We start from the raw sequence: 18,733 nt of genomic DNA, 5'->3' as shown, positions 1-18,733 counted from the left end.
CGTAAGCCTATGGATGAAAAGGTCTAATAACGGGGTGTTATCACATGCTTGTGAAGGATCTATACCAGGATTGTTTACTTTATGAGGAATCCTCATTGGCCCATTACCTCTACCATTTACTCGCTGAAGGGAAAATATCATTATGGGACGACTCTTCCAGAATCGATTTAAACCATGCGGATCAACACAAAGTAGCGAAAATGATTCAAACCAATGTATTAGGTTTTCATAGGGTTGGCATCTACTCCTTGAAGATGAACAAAAAGGCATTTGCCTTTATCTATGCGAGCAGTCAGGAAGAGGCCATCCAATTCTATAACCAATCATTTCAAAAAACCCCATTGAACTGTCACGAATATCCTCTAGATTTGGAGCTTACTAGAGGTAATGGTGTCATTTCGTTTCGGGAGATGAAAAAGGAATTTAAAAGTTTTCCTGCTATAGCGGGATATTTTGTGAGAGGGCGAATCCCATAAAATCCACAGGGACGGTTCGAACAGGGGACAATCGGAAGTTTTGCGCGCAAAAAGGCACAACTAGTAGATTTTTAGCCAGTTGCGCCTTTGATTTTTCTTATGTCTTGATATCTGTTCGCAAAGTAAATAAACTAAGAATATTTAATTCTTAAATGGGTACGGTAATAGAGTAATAATAGGAGCAAAAGTATACCTACAAAAATAATCACTCTGTCTAATTTTTTATTATGAATATACTTATTACTTAAGCCATATAACTTCAGTCCAAGAAAGCCTCCAACAGCATTTGTAATTACATCTGTTATGTCTGTCGCACCAATAGCGAAGATAAATTGAATGAATTCAAAAGTAAGGCTCAAAACCAGTATCAAAGCAAACTTAGGTAAAAATCCAATTTTTTTGAAATTGACATTCATAAGCAAGCCAAGAGGAATAAAGATTATAACATTATCTATCATCTCTCTGAAACTTCCATTTACGATTGAAGGAGCTGCAAATGGAATCAAGTTAAGACTTCTATGTTGATAATTAAATACTGACAAAATATTGTATTGTAATTTGAATAACACTAACCAGATTAGTATCACTAAATACAAAACTAGCAATCCTCTAGATACTATTTTCCCCATATAATCTCCTCTAATTTATTTGTTTAAGTGTATAAAAAGTATACCCGATTTCCTAGTTAACATGGGGTTTATGTTAAAAGCTGGTGTTACCCCAAATGGTGCTGGTACATAATGTTGTTCATTCATTTCGTTTTTTTCATTCCGCAAATCCTTACCTCCTTGAGATGCGTATGTGTTAATCCGGGAAACACTGTCACAATTACACCATCCATATTGTTGCCTGTTATGACCCCGAAATCACAACCAAATTAGGAAATTCTTATTTCCTTCCACTCAAAATCATTGCATTTCCTAATACTTTTTTGTTCAATAAAAGCTTAGGCAATTTCATTACTTTATCAAGTTTGCAGCTATTCAATTCAGATACCCCATGTTTCTTTAAGATATTTAAGAGCTCTTTTTCATCTCCAAATATTTTTTCATCCATAAACAAATCTAAGAAGACAAATTCACCACCAGGTTTTAACACTCTTAATGCCTCTTTTATTACTTCGGTTTTATTTCTTCGATCTTTTACTTCATGAAAGGTTAGACAACTTACAATTCGATCAAATTCATCTTCATGGAAAGGGAGATCTGCAGCACTTGCTTTCAGAAAATCAATCCTTTCCGATACCCCTTCTATTACAGCATTCTGGTGGCATTGAGCTTTCGAATATTCCCAATTCCCGCCCCAATAATCAATTCCAGTTAAAAAGGAATTAGGAAAGGTCTTTGCCAGTTTAATAATCAGTGAACCACTGCCGGTTCCTATATCTAGTATTTTTCCTTTTCCATCCCAATTCACCTTGGCAACCATTAAATCATGTATTTTTGACTGATAATTCCCCCCAAATGCTGCGAATTGATAAACAGAATAAGAAAGGATAAATGCTATATAAATAAAAGGCAACGCTAAAATCCCTGACGGGACTCGCAGATATAAATGAACAGGTAATAATGTTACCAAGAGAAAAATGAGTGAAATAACCAAAAAAATAAGTAGTTTGTAAATTCGAATCCAAGTTTGATATCTAGCTTTTGTTTTCAAGTTATCAGCCATCCCAAAGTAATCTATTTTTTGCTTGTTATCATTATAACGTGCTTGGGGGTCTGACCCCATAGCCCATTCTTTTAAATACGGGCTTGTAGACCTAGTTATTTAACCAGCCACAAAAAGTAATTTGGAACTAAGTTTTTATATAAAAGAGCCTTAAGCAGGGGTCTGACCCTAAAGTTGTAAGAGGAATATCTAACTAAAAATTTTAAAAAAATAGTGCTAATAGACTAGAAGTACGTTAGAATATTTCTAGGGATTATTTAAAAGCAATTGTTGTATAAATATCTAACATCTTACAAAGCAAATAATATGTATTCATGAGTTTATGCTCATGAAACGACACACCAACAAATCGGAGGACTACAAATGCGGAAGTTTACAAAGGTAGGAACAACATTAGCTATTACTGGAGCTGTATCACTTTCATTCACTCTAGGGGCAATGGCTGCAACAAAGGTGTCACTTTTCTACAATGGGAAACAAAAGAGCACTAGTATAAAAGTCATTAATAATAATGCATATGTCCCATTAAAAGATGCAGTATCTTGGTTCAATGGAAAGGTTACATACGATAAAAAGAACAATAAATATACCGTAACATCAAAAGATTATAAGCCCGCTACACCAACCTCTAAGAAGTCGTACACTGTAAACCTTAACAAAACGTCAGGAGCTATGAAACTTCATATCAGCAAGGTAACAATTGATTCAAAGTATAAAGAAGATGAATACTCAACACCAATCAAGGCTATTATCTTGGATGTTAAAGTCACCAATACATCAACTAAAAAATTACGATGGCATTTAGATAATGGATTGTACGCCTTAAATACTGGTGAGCAAATTGATAGTGCTTATTCTTCTGATGTAGACGATAATTTCTTATTGGGCGGCGTAACAAAGAGCGGAAAGGTAGTTCTCGAAGTAAAGAGTAGTAACCTAGATTCGATTAACTCGATCAAGTTTGATTTGGACTCTGCGTACGATGCGGATTATAATGATATAGGAACAGAACAAACATTCGATTTGAAATTCCGATAAATAAACAAAAGGAGAAAATAAATAGATTTTAATAGGAATCTTAGACTATTTGCTTAATTTCTTTATTAGATCTCTGTGCTGGTCTGGAGCCATGTAATCTCATCATATCCTTTTCTAGTATGCTAGATTTAATACTTGTGCCCATTGCTAACAGCGATAATTGCAACGGCTGCCGGTGGTTATTTCTACAATGGGCCCAAGCATTCCGTCCAAGCTCTATTCTGCTATCATGTAGAGAATTTTACTTGTTATATTTTTTTATTAAATTGATAATTAATTTTTAGGATTCTTCTATTTAACACTTTTAAGGTTTTATTTTAGTGGAGTTCTGCCCCTGGAACAAACAAAAACATAGAAACAAATGAGTAAAACTAAAATTGACCAATCCTTATTCGGATTGGTCAATTTTTAGTTTTATATAGGCTACTCAAAACTTTCATAGCCTGTCGGTCACCGCAGACATAAGATGACCGATACTCAACGTCATCCTAGAAACAACTCGTCAAAGCCCCTGTTACACATACTCGAGGATCAAATAGTCTCTGATTTATCTTTCACATTTACCACTGCTTGAGATATTATACTCACGATTACCATTGAAATAGCATTAATCACCAAAGCAATAAAACCGATATTTAAATCCTGAATGAATGACGGCATGAACGGAAATAGTGTAGCCATTGATGTTTTGGTGATTGTTACGTATGCAACGATACCTACACCTACAATAATTCCAGTAAATGCACCATGCTTGGTTACAACACTATTTTTAAAGAAAGCGGCAACTAATGGCGGGAAAAACTGTGTAGCTAAATTAAATGCCATTAGGGAAAGGGTGACAAGTGAATTCCCCTTATCTAAAGCAAAATATAAACCAATCGCCGATAACACTGGGACCAATAACTTGGTTTTTATTAATAACTTTTCATCCGTTGTATTAGGAAAAAATACTGTATACACATTTTTCGTAAGGATTGTTGCACCAGTCATCAATAGGACGGAACCAGGTACTAAAGCGGTTAATAATCCTGCGGCTCCGATGAGTCCGACAAACCACGGATCAAACGTTTTAGTAACAAGTTTCAGTAAAGCTAGATCGCCGGCAGCTCCTTCTAACCCTGGAATTTGCAACACGGCGGTGAACCCGACAAAGAGAATAAATAGGAGCATAAGCGTGTACAATGGTGTAATGACAGCATTTCTGCGTAGAGCATTTCCGCTCTTTGCTGAGTAAATTGGGCCAAATGTATGAGGAAACATATAATAGCCAATAACAGTTAAAAAAACGGTTGAAATATACCAGGTAAGATTTAACCCTTTTTCAGGAAAAGTGAAAAAGTCTGGCTTCGCTTCTGAAACAGCTTGAAACATGGGATGAATACCCCCATAGTAATGAAAAGGCATATAAATTCCGATAAAAACAACTAGAGATAAGACTAAAATGTCCTTCATAACAGCTGTCCATGCCGATCCATGTATACCTGAAATCATCACATAGATCGTCACGGAAATAACGCTAATCCAAATCGCCAAATCTGGAGAGATCTTTCCATAGGAGGTTGCAGAAACAATAATTCCCAACCCTTTAAACTGAAGGACAATATACGCAATAGTTGGCAGCATCCCGACTAAAGCTACGAGAACACCCAACGATTTACTCTTATACTTTGAAACAAATAAGTCAGGATGTGAAACTAGATTATGCTTTTTTCCGTACTGCCAAATTTTCGGAAGTATAAAATAGGCTAGAATATACGCAAGGGATAAATAAGCAAGAATGTAATACGAAGGCGCCCCCTTAGAATATGCCCACCCACTTGCGCCAAGAAAGGTAAACGTTGTAAAGCTTTCGCCGGCTCCCAGAAAAAAGGTGAAGATTGTACCGAATCCTCTTCCCCCAACTGCCCACTCTTCCAGATTCATATTTTTCCCTTTTCTCGCCTTAATTCCAAGATAAAGGGAGATTAGTAAGCATCCAAATATCATAATTAGTGCAACATTCATTCCGCATCTCCCCCTTTATTTGCCAAATCAAATCTAAAAATAACTGCTAATATAAACGATGTTATGACTACCCATAATACAATCCAAAAAAGGATAAATGGCATCCCCAGAACATATGGGGTCATTCTGTTAAAAAGGATTGATCCACCCAGCATACCTATAAACGGAATCAAAGCCAACCAATGATAATTTTTCATCCAATATACCTCCTCCTGCCATGAACCAATTGCGCCAATCTTTTGTGCTTGGCTCGTCATCGCAATTAATAGTCTCTTGTACACCATGTCCAATACTTACTGTTACTGCACCCGGAGAACCGTCAATGTATTTATTACCTTCAAGATCATAGAAATAAATCCCTTTCCATATAGGGCAGTAGAATATTTACCTTCTAATACCGGTTAAATTAGGTATTCACGTTCTCCATATGTATAAATCCCTCTTTCTAAACTATCGAAATATATTACCAAATATTAGAATAATTAAATTGTATTATACATTTAAAATTTCCACTATTATACAAAAGGATAAAAAAATAGACTCCCTTGTATACACCATGTATAAGATGCTCGAGAAATATTTATATAAAAAATGAAAAAAGGAGTTTAATAAACCGAGAGGAGGAATTGACTTACTTTGGAGATTCGTATGTATGGAGTGTTACAACTCCTATTATGAAACAAACAAAATTGATTGCTGGTAAAAAGGGGTAAATCGGGGTAGCTTTTGATTCTGGCCGTAAAAACCCTCAGGAATTTCATAGTCTTTCCCCGGTTTTTATGTAAGGGTAAAATGAACTAACACCGGTACATCCATTAATATTAAAAGAAAAGGCAGACATGTTTGGATGCCCGATCTTCCTTCAATAAATATACCAGAGATTCTAAAATTCTTAGTTAAACTATTCTTCTAATAATACAAAACAAGGAGTAAAAAATGCTCCCCCGCAATGTAAAGTAAAAGAATCCCCGCTAATGAAGCAGGGATTCTTTTACTTTACCGCTTTAAACTTTAACTGAGTGGGGGTCTGACCCCGAGATTTCTTGTCTCTTCAAATCTTTGTCTATCAGCTTAAATTAAAGTTAAATTGGTTATTTGTTCATGAATTGATTAAGTATTTATTTTTAATGAAAATGGGGATCATCTAGGGCGTTAGATCACATTGTATTGGGTGTCTGAGGCTTTAGACCTCGTGGGTCAGCGATATGGATCTTGTCCTGCAAATACGGATAATACGTGAAATTCAAAGTTTATATTTGCTAGGTGGTATCACTGTAGGATGAAAACACGAGATCCTTTCACGTTCTAGAGGAGCCCTGTTATATAGTTCTGTGATGGTTGAGTCTTCAAAAAAATGGATATTTGGGATTCTACTTAAGTTCGGCCTTTTTTAAAAATATTTACTCTTGACTTAATTGCCATTATACGCTGACCCAGAAATTACAAGCTTGGGAATAAGGGAACTGACCGCAATAATAAAGGCCAGACCCCATGAGCAAAGGGTCTGGCCTTTATTGAATTCTTCAAATTACTTTCCCCCGAGGAAATAAGTGGCCGCTTCAAAGGTCGAAAACCACAAGAACTATCTCCTTGGTCAACTACGGCCTGGCACTCCTAACCCCCGTCCATCCACTATAGAACTTCGTGCTCGCTACTTTACGATATGTTCGGACCTTATAATAATAAGTCCTTCCCCTCTTCAGCGCACTATTGGTATACGAAGTAGAAGTGGTAGTTTTGATCAAGCTATACCCTCCCTTACTCGAGGTGGCTCGATAAATCTGGTAGCCGCTCGCCCCGGATACCAATCTCCATGAAACCTTGATCTTCGACGAACTAATCCTACTTGCCTTAAAACTCGACGGTACCGACGGGATCGGTTTCGCCGAAACGGTGGCAGAGTAATTACTATAGACCCTGGTACCTCCGACCGTCCGATACGCCCTGACTTTATAATAATACGTCTTATTGGTGGTCAGCCCGCCATTCGTTAAATTTGTCCCGAAGGTCGTTCCAACATAAGAATACGTTCCCTTGCTGGATGTGGCCCGGTACACCCGATATCCGTTCGCGCCGCTTACAGTCCTCCAGCTCACTTTAATACGATTATAAGACGATGATCCTGCCTTCACGGAACCAGGTGCCGCCGGGATCGGTTTCGCGGAAACAATCGGACTATAATTGCTATAAACGGTGGGAGCTCCATTCTTATAAGCTCTCACTCTATAATAATAGGTTTTTCCTGTCGTCAAATGGCTGTCCGTATAGCTGAGTGTGTTTCCATTGGAGAACGTTGCGACCTCATCATAGTCTCCATTTAGGGAATCGAAACGCTCGATTTCATATCCGTCGGCCCCGATTGGCTTCGCCCAGCTGACCGTAATTTTATCCATACCAGCCGAAACCGCCTTGGCTGATACTTGTGCAGAAACGGGTTTACCGCTGACTACCGGTGTGAACGAACTATAAATATAGTTACCATCCTCGATACGATAGGAATGGATTCTAAAATAATAAGTCGATCCCGGATTTAAATCATCGATCGTATAACTCTGTGAGTTCCCTATGTTGTACGTATAATTGTAATTACCTGCAGGCGAAGATGCCCGCTCAATTTCATAGCCATCGGCACCAGCCACTGGATTCCAGGAAACCGTCAGCTTATTGAAGCCCGCGACGGTGACTTTTGCATTTTTCGGTGTATCCGGATTTTTATAAAATTTCCCATATAAATTCAAATCATTCCGAAGATATGTGAAAAAAGGATATCTGGTTTGGAAGGTTTGATCGGTAAACCAATCGATAAAGGTATACCCATCCTTAACGGGAATCTCCGGACGAGTGAACATAACGTCGGAATTATACCGCTCCGAATTCAAAAGGGTATCGCCGTCCATGTAATTCACAAGATACGAATTGATTTGATACTGGGCCGTTACCGTTAAATTGGCCTTAACTGTATGGTAATCCGTACTCCAGCCGGTAAACGTATACCCATCCCTGATCGGATCCTCCGGTGCTGTGGCAGAATCCCCTTCCACAACGGTCTCTGTTTTTAGAATACGGTCATCGTAATCCTTAAAGGTAACCGTATATTTCCCCTTCACATTGACATTAAAATAGGCGGTCAAACCGTTATACGTCACTTTAATGGTTTGGTAGCCTGTTTTATTTGCATCATAGCCGCTGACCATATCATCGGTCACATCCACCGAATATTGATTTCCATGGTTGGTCCTTACCGTGATGGCAGCTCCGTTCAGATCAAGCGATTCCCCCTGGACATAGGTTGTTTTTTGTGGTGGGGAGGACATCGCGATATCTAGATTCTTCTCCGTTTCCGATACCGGTGGCTCTTTTAAAACCGGAAAATGATAATGGGAGTTATCATCCAGATTCCAAGTTGTTGAAAAATCGAAACCCGTAAATGTAGAAGCATACTTCATTTGTTCAAATGTTTTCTGGAATATCCCATCCGCTGTTCCTTTGCCAACGCCGTTCTGAATTTTATTAAGGAAATAGCTGTTTTCAATTTCGCCGGCAAATTCACCGGCAATTCCTCCACCAGCTGAAGGATAGGAAACGGTTGTACCGACTGTACCAGCATTATATGTGTTCTTAATGGTAGAATTCGTACCGTGTCCCGAAATCCCGCCACTATCGTATTTCCCTTTGACCGGCCCGATATTGAAACTATCCAAAATGGTATCACCCGAGCCCCAGCCGGTGATTCCTCCGGCAAAGCTACCAATCAATGTTCCCGTATTATAGGATTGGGTAATGACAGAGCTATAGTTTTCTCCGACAATCCCTCCGGAAGATTGGTCCACACTGATATCGGCCGTATTGTAGGACTGGGTAACCGAAGAGCTGCTTCCAAGTGAACCCGCAATACCGCCGCCGTCCGAGTATTGACCCGTGCTGTTGATTTTTCCAGTGTTATAGCTTTCGCTAATGGTGGTACTGCTGGCACTCCCGACAATCCCGCCACCACCCGAGGAACTCACCGTACTGCTTAGATTCCCTTGATTGTAACTGTGACTGATTGACGAACTAGAAGAATGTCCTGCAATCCCTCCCCCAGCTGACCGATAGTTGATGTTTCCAGTATTATAAGCATTGACGATGGAGGAACTGGAGGTTAAATCGGCAGCAATCCCTCCTGTATATCCACTTCCAGTTGTCGTAAGATCGGCTTTATTGTAAACATCGCTGAAATTGGTCCGATATACTTTACCCGCGATTCCCCCTGCCGCTGTCTTGGCAGTAATCAGCCCGGTGTTATAGCAGTTGGAAACAGTCGAAAACAAATTATAGCTGCTGGTAAGATAACCGGAAATTCCGCCTGCATAGCCATTGAACATGGAAACCGCTGTAATATTGCCAGTATTATAGGTATTCGTGATGGTGACGTTATACCCGTAGCCGACGATTCCGCCGGCATACACATCCGAAGTGCTAGAATTCAGAGATGTATTTTCCGCATAAATGCTGTCATTTTCTAATCTCAGGTTTGAGATACTAGCATTCTTTGCATATCCAAACAAACCAGCATAGCTCAATTGATCAGACTTGATAGACATCTTTAATCCAATAATTTTGTGGCCATTACCATCCAGGATACCCGCAAATGGTGCGGATGCATCCGCAATCGGCTGCCACCCGGAGCCATTATTGTAAAATGGGCCGCCCTCAGCCGTGGCATCTGTCAGATCAATGTCCTCCATTAAAATATAGCGGCCGCTGAGGTTATTTCGAACCTGGTCCAGGTCCTCAGCAGAGTAAATTCCAATATAACCGCTTGGTACTTCCGTTTGCGGACTGATGGTCTCTGCAGAGGTAGGAGTGTTTAGATAAAGCCTTGGAGGCGCAAATCCGACAATAAGCGTTAAGATGATGAAAATTGAAAAAAACCTGCGAAGAATCGTTTCTACCATCCTTCTTTCCATAGTTTATTTGAAATCCTTGTTTTGTAAGATAGGGCATTGACTAATTCTATTTTACCAGACAAAGGGAGCAACCGTTGTCAAAAAAAATCCTCACTTTCAATTCAGGCAACTACCACCAAAAGACAACTTCCGACGATTTCCCCTTCAATCAAACGTTTAATTAAAACCATAATAAAGCCTTTTGTAAACGATCTAAGTCCTGTTTTCAATAAAGTTTTTTGTCGATAAAATCGGTCCGTTTTTTCAATTTCTCCACTCTATCAAAATAAAGCATCGTTTCACAAAATTTGACCTGTCACTTCAAAACCAGCTACTAAACAAACGTTTGATTAGAATCCAGGAAGACGTTGTTAAGTTAGGACTTCTATCTTGATTTATTCAAAAAAATTAACAAAAGGTGTTTACAAAAGGAATATCCAAAGCTAGATATGATGGTCCAGTCCATTCAGAGTCTGCCGGAGCGGATGAGGGAGCAAATATATGAAATGGGGGCATCGCTGCCCCCGCAACCAATCCCCTTGCATTCGGCGCAAGGGGATTCTTATAAATCTAGTAACCCTCCTGGTTAATATTTAAGGAAATTGGTTTAAGGTATTTTTGTTAAACTAAATTTGAGCCACTTTTATACGATTTGATCACATAAAAAATGAGACACATGATTTCCAATTTTATTAACCTCTCCTATGATCGAAATGGCTCAATTTCATAAAATCAAATTCTTAAGTGAGGTTGAAGGGCTATCTCAAAGGCGAATTGCTACAAAACTTGGAATTTCCCGTAATAGCGTAAGTAAATATCTTAAAGAGCATACAGCACCAACAACTATCTTACGAAAAACAGTTAATGGGACAAAAGAATATTCACCCGAAACGAGCGTCATTCCAAATATAGATCAATGAATGACTAGAGGATGATATGAAGACGGCTTCCCTTTAATGTTTTTATTTATAGTTCTATTTTTCCGATAGTCGTCCAATTTATTTTCACGCTTTACCGCTTTAAACTTTAGTAGAGTGGGGGTCTGACCCAAAATTTCTCAACCCTGTTAGTTCAGCAATTTCTTCGATAGACTTTCCTTTTTCTATCATTCTTTTTGCAACAATTCTAATTCCCTCTTCTCTCCCAATCTTTTGATAGGAATTAATGATTTCCATGATTTTCTCACCTTCGTTAGACCCCATCGCCTTCACCTCATTTATTACTTTTAGTGCTTCCTCTTTATTTAATTGTAAATACGTATCAAAAAAGCCTGTCACTAAAGTTAATCTTGCTGGATCAAGTGCAAGCGAAGCAACATCTTTAAGAATTCTTTTTTTACTTCGATTTTCTCATTTTTAGTATATCCCATTTTACTTATAGTGCCGCTGCTACTGTACTATCTTGGCGAATATAATTACGACAGTTTTCCTTTTTTAATAATCTAAATCCTCGTATAGCTCCGGAAAAAAAAACAGGATAAATTCTTCAAAAAACGTTTTGAGAAGTTCTTTAAATAAACGGTCATGGTCAATATATTTAGCGGACATATTTCAGCTCTCCAAATATTATTTAAGTCTCTCTCGCCATACTCTGCTGCTTATGCAGTCCCCATCTTCTTAGCGTCATCACTTCCCAAATAGCCGTATCGGTAATTTCCTCCACCCCTGCTAAATCGGCAATTGTCCTTGCTAGCCGGATGATTTTAATTTGAACCCGGTTGCTCCAGTTCTGCTTCAAAGCAACATTCTTGAGCATTTTTTGTTGATCGCTTGTGAGCGGGCTAGTTTGGCAGAGTACCTCAAACGGTACTTTGGCATTCGTTATTTCCGTTTTATAGCGTTGATATTGAACTTCTCGGGCCCTTTCCACCCTTTTTTGGATATCAAATGAATGCTCTTGGATTTTTGAAGGCTGGTCTAGATTAACTGATTGTAGAGATAGAAGAATATCTAATCGATCATATACCGGTCCAGATAATCGATTGCGGTAGGATTGAATTTGCTTTTGGGAGCAGGTACAATATTGGCTGTTAGAACCAAGGTACCCACATGGACATGGATTCATCGCACCAATTAGAATAAATGATGAAGGATATGTAACGGTCGAATGCGCCCTGCTAATGGTTACCGCTCCGGTTTCAAGCGGCTGCCGCAGCATATCAAGTGTTTTTTTGGTAAACTCCGCTATTTCGTCGAGGAACAGTACACCGCGATGGGCAAGAGAGATTTCCCCTGGCCGGGGAGATGATCCGCCGCCGATAATGGCGACCGAGGAAGCGGAATGATGTGGGTGTCTAAATGGTACTTGTTGATGGAAACGTCTCTTTTCTCCCGCAAGCTGATATAGACTCATGACCTCTAATTGGGCCTGATTCGTTAGAACCGGCAGGATGGATGGAAATGTTTCTGCAATGAGGCTTTTCCCGCAACCTGGCGGGCCGCTCATCAAGACATTATGTTCTCCTGCAGCTGCTATTTCTAATGCCCGCTTTGCCCGATCATGACCAATCACGTGGAAAAAATCTTTTTGTGGACGGTCAGCAAAAAGAGGTGTTCGTTCTTCCTGAGTGGATTTTGGTGGCAATGTCATTATTTCTTGACCTTCGATGTGCTGCACTACTTCTTCAATATGTTGAACGACAATACATTCCAGCCCTTTCAGCATCTGAATCGGGATGGCTGGATCATATGGCAGATAAACCTTCTTAATCCCAAGTGTTTTCGCTGATATCAGGGCTGGCAGCATCCCATCCGCGCTTACAACGGTTCCATCTAAAGATAAAGCACCAAGAAACGCGGTTTCCGCCGGAATTTTACTCTTAATAAAATCGAGCTCCTTCAATGCAGCAATGGCCATTGCCAGATCAAACAATGGTCCGTTTTTCTTTTGCTCAGCCGGCGATAGATTAATGACCACCTTCTGATCCGTAACATCTGCGCCAAAATAGCTGAGAGCAGCTAAAACACGTTCCCTTGATTCCTTCACTGTTGCATCGGGCAGCCCTATGATAATCACCGATTCCGTTCCAGATTTGATCCTTACCTCCACCTGTACACGATAGCCTTCTAAACCTTTTAAACCAATACTGGATATCATGACTGTCAACACAAAAACCTCCTAATATCTTTATCTCTAATGAATTTCAACCGGTAAATTAGAGGGTACCGTAATTTTCCCTTCAACAAATTTACGGTAATAATTCTTTTGCGGCTCTGGGAAGAATGACAATATTTTTTTCGTTGTAAAGATTTCTAGATTGTGAGAGTTTGATATATATGCGGAATAACTGCTCCAGGGATAATGTTTAGGGGATTTAACCATGCCCGCTTCGACGGGATTTAAATGAATATATCTGCTAACATCTAAAAGGTATTCAGCGGTATCAATAAGTTCCGCTCCATATCGACCTTGAAAAAGATGCCCGATAAGATGATGACGCTTATTAAAATACATCGCATAACGGGAATTCAGCATTTTCATAATATGTTTGGGATGGTGATGGATGGTTTCAATCAGGAGATGGATGTGATTTGTCATGAGGCAGTAGGCGTGAAGATGAAAGGGAAAAACACTGCGAACTTCCTTAAGTAATTCTAAATATGCAAGATGGTCTTGTTCATCGTAAAAGATCGATGACCTTCGATTGCCGCGGTTTGTAATATGATACTTAGCACCAGGATACCAAATACGATGTGGTCTGGACACTAGCAAGGTCCCTCCTTTTATATTAATTTACCAATTACAATATTCAACAACATCTCTAATATTCCTTCTTATTTCGATAAAATATTTTTTTCATTTATACTTTAGCGCTTTAAACTTTAGCTGAGTGGGGGTCTGACCCCAAAATTGCAAATCAACGATTTTAATAGGTTCCCCCATATCCAAAACAAAGATTTCCCCACCCCTTGCCAGTGCGCCAGATTGAATTACCAATCTGGATGCTTCAGGAATGGTCATAAAGTAGCGCAACATGTCTTGGTGTGTAACCGTAACGGGACCACCTGCATGAATTTGCTTCTTAAATAAAGGAATAACACTTCCATTGCTTCCAAGGACATTACCAAAACGAACAGCGACAAATTTATTAGAACTGGTTTGAGCGAGATGCTGAATAATCATTTCAGCAAATCTTTTGGTTGCTCCCATTACATTGGTTGGATTAACTGCTTTATCCGATGAAATTAGGACGAAGGTGTTTACCCCGAACCTTTCTGCTGCATCAGCCACATTTTTTGTGCCAAAAATATTATTTTCCACTGCCTCTTTCACGTTATATTCCATTAAAGGAACATGCTTATGTGCCGCAGCATGATAGACAACGTCCGGGCGATGCTAATCCATCACTTCAAACATTCTTAACCTGTCTTGAATATCTGCAATCACAGGGACAAGATCAATCTGTTTTTGGAAGAGGTTTCTTAATTCCATTTCAATCTGGTAAATACCATTTTCACTATGATCAACTAAGACAATCTTTCTAGGCGAGAATTTACCAATCTGCCGGCAAATTTCCGATCCAATAGAGCCTCCTGAACCGGTTACCATTATAGTCTTTTCAAACACATATTCTGAGATACTCTCAATATCCAATTCTACTGGTTCTCTGCCAAGTAAATCCTCAACCTCTACCTCACGGAACTGATTGACTGAGACCTTTCCCGTCATGATATCCTCAAGTTTTGGCAAGATTTTTGTTTTCGCTTTTGTTTTCAAACACTCTTCAAAAATTCGATTTAATTCATTTCTACTTAAAGAAGGAATCGCGATTACAATATTTTCAATATCGTAAGTCTCCACAACCTTTGTGATTTGGGTAGAATTTCCTGCTACCGGTATCCCAAGGATGTCTAATTTGTATTTTGTGGGATCATCATCGATAAAGGCTATAGGCTTCAAATCAGTATCATGGTTATACAGTAATTGCCGTGCCACCATGGCACCCGCTGACCCGGCGCCGATAATCAAGGTTCTTTTCACATTTTGTTTATAGCTCATATACCCATCACGAAATATCCTCAAAGAAAACCTTGATCCGCCAATCAATAACACGTGGAGCATCCAAGTGACTGCAAGTATACGTACAAATCGATTATGATATACAAAATTCTGCAATAAAGCAGCTCCTGCGACAGAAAAGGTCACTGCCTTTAGAATCGCGATTAATTCTCCGACACTAGCATATTGCCATGATTTGATATAGAGCTTATAAACAAAGGCAAATATATGGTGGCAAACTAATAGAGTTAGGGAGGTCACAAGCAGCATTGGCATTTTAAAGATATAAAAATTAGGATTAAAAAATAGATAGCTTATGTAAATGGCGATCAATACAATGATTGAATCTAATGCGACTAAAGCCGCAATTCTTTTCCGATAGGTCACTCGTACACTCCCCTCTTTTGCGCCATTTTATTTCCAACAAAATGCTATTTTTCCATGATATTTTTATCGTATCATTGTCGAATTAATTGGTAAAGAGAAGGTTTTTAGCGAATCCTGTAACTTTTATCCTAGACAGAATAACGATCGAAAAAACCTACCTTAACTAGTTTGTATTTGTCGAAAACATTTGCTACTACCCTGACAAGCTTCTCGTTTTTTTCCCTTCCCTTATTTGCTATATTAATAAAAATATAAATAGGTATAAATTCCTTCTACTAGTTTAGCAAATTAAAAAATACGGAAAATTAACCTATTGCCAGTGTAAGCGTTATCATTTATATTTTAGTGAATACAACTGAAAATCAAAAAAGTAATCTACATCTTAAAGGGAGTGGATTTGTATGGAAAGACAAGGTAATTTCTTGACTGGTTTATTTTGGGGTACATCTCTTAGTGTTCCATTGTGGGTTGCATTTTTTGGTTGGGTCAAAATCATGGTTAGTTTATTTGTAAAATAGGAATATTTATAATGAGTAGAATTAACATAACGAGGATTCGAAAAAATTCGGGTTACCCTTACCCGAATTTTTTCAATTTCTACTTTAAGTATGTGAAACAATCAATTCACATTGACCCTCTAGTTCAAATTCTCCGAACCCGACCGGTACAATGAAATGGGTTCCTTTATTCAAAGGATATTTTTCCCCATTGTGAATGAGTGTTCCTTCTCCATTGATTACGCTTAAAAGCAAATACTGGTCATTAAAGGAAAAAGTAGATTTACCGCAAATCTTCCATTTGTAAACGGAGAAAAACTCCGACTCCACAAAGGTGGGAATCGCCGCCTGCTCCTTTTCTTCGACTTTAGGTGCTATAACTATGTCATGATGTAGAACAGTCGTTACCTCTATCGCTTTCACTAAATGCAGATCACGCAAGTTCCCTTCCGCATCCCTGCGATCATAATAATACACACGATAAGTTGTGTCATAGCTTTGCTGTGTCTCCAAATCCAATAGGCAAGATAGTATCTCTCCTCAATTCGGCGAACTTGCTCTTTCCCATAGGGCATCCCTGCATTCTTCTAATGGCAAGCCCTGCTGCAAGACCTACTAAACACACTTTATGATTGGAGCACTTTCCTTCATATGGATCTCGATGGAGCAATCTAATAAGATTTCGTCACTTTCCAGAGTGGGAAAGGTCCTGAAAGAGTTTACCTTTGTCCTATACCACTAAGATACGAAACAAACTGACAAAATTCTACCATTTTCCACTTTACACAAACGTTTGGTTAGAATCACTAAAGCCTTTGAAATATAAGGATTTCTAACTTTATTTCCATAAAAAAATGGTCGAACAATGCAGGGAATTAATAAAAGTTTAATTTGCGATTTATGCTATTTTAAAATATTCTATTTATAATACCCTAATAGGCAACGGAAAGAAGGTAGACTGTTTAATGCCAAACTACTTTTTTAAAGGCTTATTTTTGTGTTGTTTGATCAGCATACCGCTTTGGATTTGTTTTATATATTTATCTTGTAAATTCCCAATCTAGTCCTATACAACGGAGGAAAGTATGAAAAGAAATTGGAAAATTGTTAGTTTTAGCATTTTGGGGGTAATGATAATTGCTGTTGCAGTTGTTGTCTTTGAGTATCAGCAACTGCAGCCTAAAAATCATTTCAAAAATAATCCCGTGGTTAGTTCAGCTAACAGCAATCAAACCGTAAAACCGCCTAAAGACGGTGAGTTCAACGTGTTATTAATCGGTTCTGACCAGAGAAAAGGAGATCAAGCCGGTCACTCAGACTCGATGATGCTCGTTCATGTCGATTTGCAAAAGAATCAATACCACGCAGTCAGTATTCCGCGTGATACTCGGGTTCATTTAGATGGCTATGGCTACACAAAGCTAACAAGTGTTCAATATATCATGCAAGCAACAAAGGGCAAAACAGCAGGCGTAGAAGCTGCAGTCAAAGCGGTTGGAGAGCTTACCGGGGTCCCAATTAACTACTATGTAGAAACCAATTATTGGGGCTTTCAATCGATGGTCGACGCCATAGGCGGCATTGATATGCACGTTCCTTTCAATGTGACCCTAACCCATCCATGGTATAAAGAGAATAAAAATAAAGTGATCCAAGCCGGTACTCATGCTTTCGATGGAAAAATGGTAACAGAGGTCGTACACGAACGCTATTCACTAAAAAATGGAGAATACGGTCGCCAGCAATTGCAAGAAGAGGCGATGAAGGGAATTACAAAAAAAGCCTTAGATCCAAGCAATATAACAAAACTACCTTCGTTGGTCCAATCTATCCCAGATTTTGTTGTAGCAACGAATATGTCGACTTCTGATATGCTAAGCCTTGGTCTATCAGTAAAAGACTTTAATCCAAACAAACAATTAACGTACCATCAATTACACGGTGTCGGTCAAAACATGTACGATGATATCCTAAAAGCAAACAACGCAGAGATTGTTTTGGATCCGCAGCAAATAAAAGAGATAATGGCCAAGTATTTTTAAAGAAAAAATCACGGATTAGTGTTCTTGTGGATACTTTTATTTTGAAGCCGTTTGGTGTAGGTTAGAAAACTTCTCATTCACCACATCTTAAAGTAAGTTGACTTTGGACCAGGCTAGAACTTACAACTTTATGATCAATAAAGGCTTGTACATCAGGCTGAGCGTAAAGTTAATTTTGATTTGCTAAATATATCCTAACCATGTATCATATTGTTTTGAAAACATTGTTAATTGACCATTAATATTACCACCAAAGTCAATCTTTTAATTACGTAATTTACAAGTTACCATAAATTTCATTAAAAAGAATCATGTATTTTAAATCTGATTCCCTTTTCTTAAGCGAATAAAAAAATTGCGAATACTAAACATAAAATGAGAACAAGAAAATTTATTGCCCTAAATGAAACTATTTTTTACAAACATTAAAAACAATGAGGCAACATTCACAAAAGTAAAACAAACTAGTAAATAATAAATTCTTACAGAATTTATTAGCTAACTTTTTTTCAATAAAGACCACCATAATCCACACCAATAATCTTTTTTGTTTCAGCAAGTGAGGTCAATCCAATGATGGTCATGTTAATCGCTATAATCGCCATTATTAAACTGACATCATTTATAATCCTATTAAAATCAATAATTGCTTTCACTTCGGCCCCCTTTAAAACCTTGGTAAAAAAACTATA

13 protein-coding genes and 2 pseudogenes are annotated in these 18,733 nt (G+C 38.5%); 4 read left to right on the top strand and 11 right to left on the bottom strand.

The window, feature by feature from the left end; translation table 11 throughout:
* Positions 1 to 44: 44 nt before the first annotated feature.
* Complete coding sequence (locus E2K98_RS04615) at positions 45 to 476, top strand: hypothetical protein (RefSeq protein ID WP_133333090.1); 432 nt, start codon at positions 45 to 47, stop codon at positions 474 to 476.
* A 131-nt stretch (positions 477 to 607) separates the two neighbouring features.
* Here E2K98_RS04615 and vanZ-A read toward each other — a convergent pair whose 3' ends face one another.
* Both vanZ-A and E2K98_RS04605 read right to left on the bottom strand, forming a co-directional pair.
* Positions 608 to 1,105, bottom strand: a complete 498-nt coding sequence (gene vanZ-A / locus E2K98_RS04610; protein WP_133333089.1) for a glycopeptide resistance protein VanZ-A — start codon at positions 1,103 to 1,105, stop codon at positions 608 to 610.
* Positions 1,106 to 1,364: 259 nt separating this feature from the next.
* Positions 1,365 to 2,147 (bottom strand): class I SAM-dependent methyltransferase, encoded by a 783-nt coding sequence (locus tag E2K98_RS04605; RefSeq protein ID WP_133333230.1) that lies wholly within the window; start codon positions 2,145 to 2,147, stop codon positions 1,365 to 1,367.
* A gap of 363 nt (positions 2,148 to 2,510) precedes the next feature.
* Here E2K98_RS04605 and E2K98_RS04600 point away from each other — a divergent pair, with 363 nt between their 5' ends.
* Positions 2,511 to 3,185, top strand: coding sequence for a hypothetical protein (locus E2K98_RS04600; RefSeq protein ID WP_133333088.1), 675 nt, complete (start codon positions 2,511 to 2,513; stop codon positions 3,183 to 3,185).
* A gap of 531 nt (positions 3,186 to 3,716) precedes the next feature.
* On the opposite strand, the gene E2K98_RS04595 is transcribed toward E2K98_RS04600, so the two are convergent.
* The 3 genes from E2K98_RS04595 to E2K98_RS04585 form a co-directional block, all read right to left on the bottom strand.
* Entirely contained in the window at positions 3,717 to 5,189 is a 1,473-nt protein-coding gene (locus E2K98_RS04595) for a sodium:solute symporter family protein (protein ID WP_133333087.1), read from the bottom strand.
* On the bottom strand, positions 5,186 to 5,386 hold the full coding sequence (locus E2K98_RS04590) for a DUF3311 domain-containing protein (protein ID WP_133333086.1): 201 nt from the start codon (positions 5,384 to 5,386) through the stop codon (positions 5,186 to 5,188). The genes E2K98_RS04595 and E2K98_RS04590 overlap by 4 nt, the downstream gene beginning before the upstream one ends.
* 1,401 nt (positions 5,387 to 6,787) lie before the next feature.
* Positions 6,788 to 10,138 carry a fibronectin type III domain-containing protein gene (locus E2K98_RS04585; RefSeq protein WP_133333085.1) on the bottom strand — a complete coding sequence of 1,117 codons (3,351 nt, stop codon included), beginning with the start codon at positions 10,136 to 10,138 and terminating at the stop codon, positions 6,788 to 6,790.
* A gap of 683 nt (positions 10,139 to 10,821) precedes the next feature.
* On the opposite strand from E2K98_RS04585, the gene E2K98_RS31975 reads away from it, so the two are divergent.
* Positions 10,822 to 11,037, top strand: coding sequence for a helix-turn-helix domain-containing protein (locus tag E2K98_RS31975; protein WP_407921201.1), 216 nt, complete (start codon positions 10,822 to 10,824; stop codon positions 11,035 to 11,037).
* A 99-nt stretch (positions 11,038 to 11,136) separates the two neighbouring features.
* Here the strand turns inward: E2K98_RS31975 and E2K98_RS04575 are convergent.
* The 5 genes and pseudogenes from E2K98_RS04575 to E2K98_RS04555 all read right to left on the bottom strand — a co-directional run bounded on the left by E2K98_RS04575 (position 11,137) and on the right by E2K98_RS04555 (position 16,518).
* A pseudogene (locus E2K98_RS04575) lies at positions 11,137 to 11,664 on the bottom strand (hypothetical protein).
* 22 nt (positions 11,665 to 11,686) lie between these two features.
* The gene (locus tag E2K98_RS04570) at positions 11,687 to 13,222 is read right to left on the bottom strand and encodes a YifB family Mg chelatase-like AAA ATPase (protein WP_133333084.1); all 1,536 of its coding nucleotides are present in this window, start codon (positions 13,220 to 13,222) and stop codon (positions 11,687 to 11,689) included.
* Positions 13,223 to 13,249: 27 nt separating this feature from the next.
* Positions 13,250 to 13,822: a transposase gene (locus tag E2K98_RS04565; protein ID WP_133333083.1), complete on the bottom strand. Its 573-nt coding sequence runs from the start codon at positions 13,820 to 13,822 to the stop codon at positions 13,250 to 13,252.
* Between the two features lie 147 nt (positions 13,823 to 13,969).
* Positions 13,970 to 15,502, bottom strand: a pseudogene (locus E2K98_RS04560) (polysaccharide biosynthesis protein); the annotation flags it as partial.
* Positions 15,503 to 16,104: 602 nt separating this feature from the next.
* Entirely contained in the window at positions 16,105 to 16,518 is a 414-nt protein-coding gene (locus E2K98_RS04555; protein ID WP_208025314.1) for a hypothetical protein, read from the bottom strand.
* Between the two features lie 566 nt (positions 16,519 to 17,084).
* On the opposite strand from E2K98_RS04555, the gene E2K98_RS04550 reads away from it, so the two are divergent.
* A complete protein-coding gene (locus E2K98_RS04550) occupies positions 17,085 to 18,041 on the top strand; it encodes an LCP family protein (RefSeq protein WP_133333081.1) in 957 nt (318 codons plus the stop codon).
* Positions 18,042 to 18,550: 509 nt separating this feature from the next.
* Here the strand turns inward: E2K98_RS04550 and E2K98_RS30765 are convergent.
* Positions 18,551 to 18,697 carry a hypothetical protein gene (locus E2K98_RS30765; RefSeq protein WP_165976170.1) on the bottom strand — a complete coding sequence of 49 codons (147 nt, stop codon included), beginning with the start codon at positions 18,695 to 18,697 and terminating at the stop codon, positions 18,551 to 18,553.
* Positions 18,698 to 18,733 lie beyond the last annotated feature (36 nt).

This window comes from Bacillus salipaludis, assembly GCF_004358205.1.
Note: the sequence above shows the minus strand (reverse complement) of the source record. Positions and strands in the feature narration are given on the sequence as shown.